The sequence below is a fragment of the Kitasatospora sp. NPDC088351 genome, assembly GCF_040685575.1.
Classification (GTDB): Bacteria; Actinomycetota; Actinomycetes; order Streptomycetales; family Streptomycetaceae; genus Kitasatospora.
In genome coordinates this window covers 1-1,407 of record NZ_JBFBIL010000145.1, presented here as the reverse complement: position 1 = coordinate 1,407, position 1,407 = coordinate 1, and the positions used below count along the sequence as shown (strand labels likewise).

The 1,407-nt window shown below is 68.2% G+C and carries 1 protein-coding gene; it reads right to left on the bottom strand.

Annotation, left to right across the window (positions count from 1 at the left end; genetic code table 11):
- Positions 1 to 196 precede the first annotated feature (196 nt).
- Positions 197 to 1,354, bottom strand: coding sequence for an IS701 family transposase (locus tag AB0P06_RS36900; protein ID WP_363615388.1), 1,158 nt, complete (start codon positions 1,352 to 1,354; stop codon positions 197 to 199).
- Positions 1,355 to 1,407: the final 53 nt, after the last annotated feature.

Below are 1,407 nucleotides of genomic sequence, written 5' to 3'. Positions count from 1 at the left end.
TAGTACTGCAACGGTGCTTAGCGTGACGAGGCTTCAGCTCTTGGGCTGTGGCCTCGTCTCTTGTAGTGGCTGGTCCGGGCCTGGTGTTGGCGTCGGCGGCGCCATCGGGACCAGTGCAGGACGTGGTCGATGCTGCGGCGGACAGGCCGGGTGAGATGCGTGATCAGCCGGCGGATCTCGGGGACGGTGAGGGGTATCAGGTCTGGCGTTCGAGTAGGTCCGGCCCCCTTTCGAGCTGCTGGGCCCGCATGACAGTGAGGTAGGCGTGGGCGGCCATGGCGAGGGTGATGTGCTGGTACCAGCCCTGGTGGCGGCGGACCTGGTAGTCGTCCAGGCCGCACTGGCCCTTCGCGCTCTGGAAGCACTCCTCGATCGCCCAGCGGGCGCCTGCGACGGCGATCAGGTCATTGAGTGTGGCATCGGCAGGTGCGTAGGCGATGTAGTAGGCGATCTTTGCGGGGTCGGCGATGCTGCGGCGGGCCAGGACCCAGTGCCTGCGGTCGGGGCGGTGCCAGGGCCGGACCTCGATGCGGGCCCAGTCGTAGATCCGCAGGCCGTGGGCGCCGTCGCCGCAGGATCGGCGCTTCCACTTCTGTCGGGGCAGGTCTGCGACCAGGTCGTGCAGCCGATGGTCCATGGCCCGCCAGGTGACCACGGTGTCGTGGCGGGTGGTGGCGACGACGTGGAAGACGTCGGCCTGCTCCAACTCGTAGCGCCAGCCCTTGCTGTAGCCGTAGCCGGCATCCGCGGTCACCCACCGGAACGGGATCCTGTCGTCGATCGCACGGCGGACCATCGCCCTCGCGAGCTCGACCTTGGTGGCGAACTCGACCTCGTCACCGATCCCCGCCGCCCGACAGCGTTCGCGGTCGTCCGTCCAGGACTTCGGCAGGTAGAGCGCCCGGTCGATCAACGTCCGGCCCAGCCCGCTCGAGTAGGCGAGGAAGACCCCGACCTGGCAGTTCTCGGTACGGCCCGCGGTACCCGAGTATTGCCGCTGGACACCGGCCGACCGCACGCCCTTCTTCAGGAAGCCGGTGTCGTCCACGATCAGCACGCCACCGGGATCCGACAGGTGCTCGACGACGTAGGCGCGCACGTCGTCGAGCACCTCGTCCGCGTCCCAGTCGATCCGGTTCAGCAGTCGCTGGATCCGGTCCGGACCGCTGTGACCGGCCTCCTCGGCCACCGTCCACCCGTTCTTGCGCTCCAGCGGCGCCAGCAGGCCCCGCATGTAGGCCAACGCCGACTCCCGCGACTCGCTCCGCGCGAACCGGTGCCCAAACCGCTCGTGCAACCCGACCAGCCCATCCGACCAGCGACGAGCATCGACCTCGGATATGTCCCCACCCATGAACAGCTCAACGAGCGAACCCGACAACCGTCACGGTAAACACCGTTGCAGTA